Origin of the sequence: Pseudobacter sp. (assembly GCF_051955275.1) — a bacterium.
Lineage (GTDB): Bacteria > Bacteroidota > Bacteroidia > Chitinophagales > Chitinophagaceae > Pseudobacter.
In genome coordinates this window covers 22456-28960 of sequence record NZ_JBQCGW010000218.1, presented here as the reverse complement: position 1 = coordinate 28960, position 6505 = coordinate 22456, and the positions used below count along the sequence as shown (strand labels likewise).

The window sequence follows — 6505 nt, the reverse complement described above, 5'->3', positions numbered from 1 at the left end:
TAGCATAATAATGAGCAAGCTCGATAATGACACTATTTCCATGGCCGAGGCCCAGGGCAGAGCGTACAGAATCATGCTCACCGGCACATTGGGAGCCAGCGGAGCAATCATGGGTGTAATGGCAGCCTTTACCTATCTAAACCCTAACCAGGAGATGATGCTTTTCCCTTTACCTATTCCTATAAAAATGAAATACCTGATGGTGGCCTACGTTTTGTTAGACCTTTTCGGAGGCATCAATCCTGGCGGCGGAGATGGTATTGCTCATTTCGCACACCTTGGCGGAGCGCTCTTTGGCTTCCTGCTGGTGGCCATCATGAACAGAAATAACAGAAGAACATATTATTAAAAGCAACAACTTTACCAATTATAAAACGTTTAATAGCATTAGCCGGGAGGTTCATGCTATTGTTCTGATTGGTCTTTTGTAAATTCACGCAAAAATTTACTCCGTGCTACGGGAAAACCGGTATAAGAAAAAAACGATTCTGGGTCAGGATGGGAATTCCCTGCTGATGTTGCTGGCTGTGATTGCCATTCTCTTCTGTATTTTCAAATTCCTCTACGTTGTTTACAAGTTTTCGGACTGGCCGGATGCGGAGTATTACACCAATATCCTGGACTGGTTCAGGATGCCTGTAGATTTTGAGAAATTCCTTTCGCGCCCATGGACCCTGATCACTTACATGTTCATTCATGATAAAGTACTGGACCTCATCGGAAATGCGCTCTGGCTCTGGGCATTCGGGTTTATCCTGCAGGACCTGACCGGTAACAATAAACTTATTCCCCTTTTTATTTATGGCGGACTGGTGGGTGGAATTATCTTCCTGCTGGTTGCCAACCTGGTTCCGGGTATGAAGGGTTCCCTGCCTTTCGAAGGGGCATCCGCCGGCCTGATGGCCATCGCTATCGGAACAACGGTGCTGGCGCCCAATTACAGGATATTCCCTATGATCAATGGCGGTATTCCGCTCTGGATACTTACCGTAATTTATGTGGCACTTACTGTCAGCCGTGGCATCGATGTTCAGAATACCCCCATCCTCCTGGCACATCTTGGTGCGGCCGGTATGGGATGGCTTTTCATCTACCAGATGAATCGTGGCAACGACTGGAGCGCCTGGATGAACAGCGCTTACGATTGGGCCACCAATCTCTTCAATCCAGACAGACGAAACTGGAAAAAAACAGCCAAAGACGATCTGTATTATAATTCAAAAGGAACCCAGCCATTTAAAAAGATCCCCAATATCACACAGAAAAGGATCGATGAGATACTGGATAAGATCAACCAACAGGGCTACAGGTACCTGACTGAAGAAGAAAAAGAAATACTGAAGCGGGCTGCGGAAGATGAAGAGTTGTAAATTTAAGCAATGGCCATTCGAACCTTCACGAGGCGTTTTTTCATATTAGGCAATATTATTACAGTCGCTGTTTTCCTGATGGCATGCGCCAATGCGTTCCTTCATCCGGATAAATGGTGGTTCTTCGCTATACTCGGGCTGGCATTTCCCTTTCTTTTATTACTGGTATTCATATTCCTGGTTGGCTGGCTGCTGGCAAGGAGTAAATGGGTATTCCTTTCATTGGCCGCATTGCTGCTGGGCTTCACCAATATCCGTGCGCTGATCGGCTTCCATTTTTTTGCTGATGAATACAATGAGCAAAAACCTGCCAACTCCATCAGAGTGCTTACCTGGAATGTAAAATGGTTTGATGAGCAAACCCGTGAAGATGGCCGCGAAAGCGCCCGCCTTGAAATGCTGGATTTTATCCGCAAACAGAATGCAGACGTACTTTGCTTCCAGGAATATTTTGAACCTGGTCCCAACGGACCTTACAGCAATTACAAAGACCTGAAAAAAATCGGCTACCCTTATTTTTACCGGGCTATCGATTACGGAAAGAAAGATACCCGCTATGAAATGGGCAGTGCCATTTTTTCAAAATACCCGATCCTGGATTCTTCCCGCACCAGTTTCCTGGGACCGGTAGAACTGAGAGCCGCGGAAAGCATGCTCTCTATCGATATCGAGGTAAACGGGCAACCCCTCCGGATCTATACGGCCCACCTGCAATCTGTACTGCTCCAAAAAAAGGATTACCACGATATTTCCATCATCAGGAACGCGAAAGACAGCATGGTTGCGGCTTCCAAATCCCTGATCCGCAAACTGAGGCAGGGATATTCGCTTCGCGGAGACCAGGTGGATATTGTAAGGGAACAACTGGACAGCTGCCAGCTTCCCGAAGTTTTCTGCGGGGATTTCAATGATGTACCTAATTCCTACACCTATTTCAGAATCCGCGGTAACCGCCGGGACGCGTTTACCGAAAAGGAACTGGGGATCGGCAGAACTTTCTCCAATATATCGCCTACCCTCCGTATAGATTATATCATGACAGACAAGCAATTTGAAGTGGTGCAGTATAAACGAAAACTGGTTCCCTATTCAGATCACTACCCGGTAATTGCGGATCTCCGGCTACCAGGCGGGAAATAAAATCAGTATATTTGCCCGAAGACATCCCTGTTATTGAACCTCTGCTGTTTTCGTATCAATAATATTTTATGAGTGAGTTGAAAGTCCTTAATTCTTACACAAGGCAGAAAGAAGTGTTTACTCCCATTACGCCCGGGCATGTGGGTATGTATGTGTGCGGACCTACCGTTAGTGGCGAAAGCCATCTTGGCCATGCCCGCCCGTTCATCACCTTTGACGTGATCTACCGTTACCTGCTGCACCTTGGTTACAAAGTGCGGTACGTTCGTAATATCACGGATGCAGGCCACTTCGAAGAGGAAGGAAGAGCAGCAGTTGATAAGATCTCCAGCAAAGCCGTTCTGGAAAAACTGGAGCCCATGGAGCTGGTGCAGAAATATACCAATCTCTTCCACTGGGCCATGTTGCAGTTCAATAACCTGGAGCCCAGCATCGAGCCTACTGCCACCGGCCATATTGTGGAGCAGATTGAAATGATCAAAGCCATCATCGATGCCGGTTATGCCTATGAAGTGAATGGTTCTGTATATTTCGATGTAAAGAAATATGCCGACAATTATCCATACGGTAAACTGAGCGGCCGCATCCTGGATGACCAGCTGGAAACAACCCGCGACCTGGATGGCCAGGAAGAAAAGCGCGATAAAGCCGATTTCGCGCTCTGGAAAGCAGCCCCTCCTGAACATATCATGAGGTGGGCCAGCCCATGGGGCGAAGGATTCCCCGGCTGGCATATCGAATGCTCTGCCATGGCTACCAAATACCTGGGAGGTCAGTTCGATATCCACGGTGGTGGCATGGACCTTCAGTTCCCGCATCACGAAAGTGAGATCGCTCAAAGCACCATCTGCAATAAGGAAGTGCCTGCCAGGTACTGGCTTCATAACAATATGATCACGGTGAACGGGAAGAAGATGGGCAAGAGCTATAATAACCAGATCAAGCTCACGGAAATGTTCGATGGCTCCAACCCAATACTGGAGCAGCCTTACAGCCCCATGACCATCCGTTTCTTCATTTTACAGACGCATTACCGCAGCACACTGGACTTCGGTAATGAGGCACTGCAGGCAGCAGAAAGAGGATTGAAGCGCCTCTGGGAATCTTACGAGAACCTGCAGCGAATAGAAGTGCCAGCACAGGATGCACAACCTGATGAAGCTCTCAATAAAAAAGTGAACGACGTTCTTTCCGAAATGGACGAGAACATGAGCGACGATTTCAATACCGCCAAAGTACTGGCGAATATTTTCGAGATCGTGCCCGTGGTCAATTCCATCAAAGACAAACATATTCCTGTAACAGCGCTCACTGTTGAAACGCTTAACAGGCTGAAGAAATATTTTAAGGATTACCTGGAGAATATCTTCGGTCTCAGAAGTGAGAATGCTGCCGGCAATGGCAAACTCAGCGGTGTGCTGGACCTGCTCATCGATATCCGCAAAGATGCCCGTACCCGTAAGGACTATGCAACTTCCGACAAGATCAGGAACCAGTTGCAAGGACTTGGCATATTGCTGAAAGATGAGAAGGACGGCACTGTCGGTTATACGTTTGAGTGAGTTGAAAATAACAAAATAATTGTTACTTCCCGGCCCGCACCATTTCCCGTTTTCCGGGTGGGCCGGGGATCTTTTCAATACTAAATCCTGCCGCCATCATTGCCCTCCTTACATCGCCCTTGGAACAATAGGTGGTAAGTACACCACCGGGGCTCAATAACGCATATAATTTTTTAAACACATTTACTGTCCAGAGCTCCGGCTGTGCAGATGGGGCAAATGCATCATAAAATATCAGGTCAACTTCAGAATTACCGCTGAAATTCTCCAAACTGGTATTTCTTTTGACAATTGAGAACTGTGGAGTGATGGCATGTGTTGTTTCCCAGGAACTATCATGCAGCTCCATAAAAAGGGGTTGCAACTCTGGAGCCTGCAGCTGCTCACAATAATTTAACCGGCTGTAGACAACGTTTTCCAGCGGATAGGCCTCAATAGATTCATAGAGCACGGGGAGGCCGGTTCGGATAGACTCCTGCAAAACCAGCAGGGCATTGAGGCCGGTGCCAAAGCCCATTTCCAATATCCTCAGGGGTTTATGCGTTATACCCTTACGGATAATATAATGCAGGCCCGCGCCAATGAATACGTGCATGGATTCCTGGATGGCCCCGTGTTTTGAATGATAGGTAACCCCGGAGGCAGGGATGGATATCGTTACAGACCCATCAGCCGTTGGTATGATTGTACGTTCCATTGAATCCGTAAAACTAGGAAGCATGAAGCAATGCCAAAAATATAATATCTTCAATCCTCTAATGAATACACCTATGGTGAAAGGTTTTAAAGCGCTTTTGTTTGTAGCGCTGACCGGCGTTTATGCGGTTTCCTGTGTACGAGGCGATAATCCTATCAGCAGACCGGATAATCCCCGCAATTCAGGCGGCGTGCAGTCTCTTACTCCCGGCTGGTCAAAAGTAACTGTGCCCAATAATTGCCTGGATGTGTTCTTTGCCAATGATACAGCTGGCTATCTGGCCGGAAGCGGTATTTACCGCTCCATGGATGGAGGGCTTACATGGGCTAAGACCAACGCACAGCAGGATCTTACCTATTTCAATCTCTTCTTCCTGAATGATAAATACGGATGGGGCGTTTCTGAAAAGTCGCTGGCAAGAACCGTTGACAGCGGTAAAACCTGGACCATGCATCCCAACACCACTTACACATTCACGGATGTTTACTTTCTGGATGAGAACAATGGTTTTGCCATCTCTCCAAGCGGGGTTTTGAAAAGCACCGACGGTGGCGCAACCTGGAGCCTTCTTGCCGGGTCTCCCACCAATGCATATAACATCTCTTTCCGGGATGCAAATAATGGGTTCTTCAGTACTGCCAACAGGGGGCTTTACAAAACAACAGATGGCGGAGCCACCTTTTCAAGGATCAGCGCACTTCCTGCAAGTATGTACAATACCCAGTTCCTGAGCAGCGATCCATTGAAAGGATATACTATCGGAGTGCCTAACCCTGATGTGTATTCGGGGGATATGTATAAAACCGTAGATGGCGGCGCTACCTGGACCAAAACTATCAGTATAAGTGATAATTATTTCGACTTCCATTTCGGTGATGGTGATAAAGGTTTTGTGATGACCGCCAATATGGTATTTAAAGTAGAGAACAATACTTCCACCAGGGTGCTCTATACTCCTATCACAAACCAGGTACATCTTGTGGAATGTCATTTCACCGATGATCTGGACCGTGGCTGGGTCATTTACAATGGCGGCACGCTTTTCCGTTATGTGAAACCATAGGCATAAGTCATATACACTTCACCCATAAAATAAAAGATCCCGGCCGATGAGCCGGGATCTCTGTTTATGTATGGTCAGTAATTACAATTGCTTCTTCACAACAACAGTATTGGTGAAGTCGTCATGCCATGGATAAGAAGTAAACAGCGCCACGATCGGTTCAAATGGTATGAGGCGGCAAACACTGCGCAGGAAAGCATTTTTCCAGGTAAGCGGATTTCCATCTTCACGAACGGCCATGGTGCCGGTCACCAGCTTGCCTACTGTTCTTCCTTTCATCAGTTTTTCAAAGATGGTATAATAGGCCAGGAAAAAGCTGAGCTGAACAAGCCATACGATCAGGAACAAATGCCATGGAAAACTGAAAGCAGAATCTATGGTGCTGAAATCCCTGATATAGGATGCAAAAATGATCGTTTGTACAATGCCCCCGAAAATACTGTTGATAATACCAACAACTATAAAGTCTATGAGGAGGTTCACAAATCGTTGCCATTTTTCGGCATGCTGGTAAACGATCTCATCCTGAAGATCGGCTAAAAGATCAGGAGAACTGGTAGAATCCATCTTGAATTGAATTTAGGTTAGGCAAAAAAGCGAAAAATATTCCGATTCTCAAATTATTAAATGAATAACCCCGGATAGTCAGTAATGGAATACTACTGATTATCCG

Annotated in this window: 7 protein-coding genes; 5 read left to right on the top strand and 2 right to left on the bottom strand. The window is 46.7% G+C overall.

What is annotated here, in order from left to right; translation table 11 throughout:
* From ACTHMC_RS18935 to cysS, 4 genes are all read left to right on the top strand, one after another.
* Positions 1-349, top strand: a 349-nt coding sequence (locus tag ACTHMC_RS18935) for a rhomboid family intramembrane serine protease (RefSeq protein ID WP_440415441.1), incomplete at its 5' end; no start/stop codon positions are given.
* 103 nt (positions 350-452) lie between these two features.
* Complete coding sequence (locus tag ACTHMC_RS18930) at positions 453-1370, top strand: rhomboid family intramembrane serine protease (RefSeq protein WP_440415439.1); 918 nt, start codon at positions 453-455, stop codon at positions 1368-1370.
* Positions 1371-1379: 9 nt separating this feature from the next.
* On the top strand, positions 1380-2510 hold the full coding sequence (locus ACTHMC_RS18925) for an endonuclease/exonuclease/phosphatase family protein (protein WP_440415437.1): 1131 nt from the start codon (positions 1380-1382) through the stop codon (positions 2508-2510).
* 68 nt (positions 2511-2578) lie between these two features.
* The gene (cysS, locus tag ACTHMC_RS18920) at positions 2579-4072 is read left to right on the top strand and encodes a cysteine--tRNA ligase (RefSeq protein ID WP_440415435.1); all 1494 of its coding nucleotides are present in this window, start codon (positions 2579-2581) and stop codon (positions 4070-4072) included.
* A gap of 22 nt (positions 4073-4094) precedes the next feature.
* Here cysS and mnmD read toward each other — a convergent pair whose 3' ends face one another.
* Positions 4095-4769, bottom strand: a complete 675-nt coding sequence (mnmD, locus tag ACTHMC_RS18915) for a tRNA (5-methylaminomethyl-2-thiouridine)(34)-methyltransferase MnmD (RefSeq protein ID WP_440415434.1) — start codon at positions 4767-4769, stop codon at positions 4095-4097.
* Between the two features lie 22 nt (positions 4770-4791).
* Here mnmD and ACTHMC_RS18910 point away from each other — a divergent pair, with 22 nt between their 5' ends.
* On the top strand, positions 4792-5832 hold the full coding sequence (locus ACTHMC_RS18910; protein WP_440415433.1) for a WD40/YVTN/BNR-like repeat-containing protein: 1041 nt from the start codon (positions 4792-4794) through the stop codon (positions 5830-5832).
* Positions 5833-5913: 81 nt separating this feature from the next.
* Here ACTHMC_RS18910 and ACTHMC_RS18905 read toward each other — a convergent pair whose 3' ends face one another.
* A complete protein-coding gene (locus tag ACTHMC_RS18905) occupies positions 5914-6399 on the bottom strand; it encodes an RDD family protein (RefSeq protein ID WP_440415432.1) in 486 nt (161 codons plus the stop codon).
* Positions 6400-6505 lie beyond the last annotated feature (106 nt).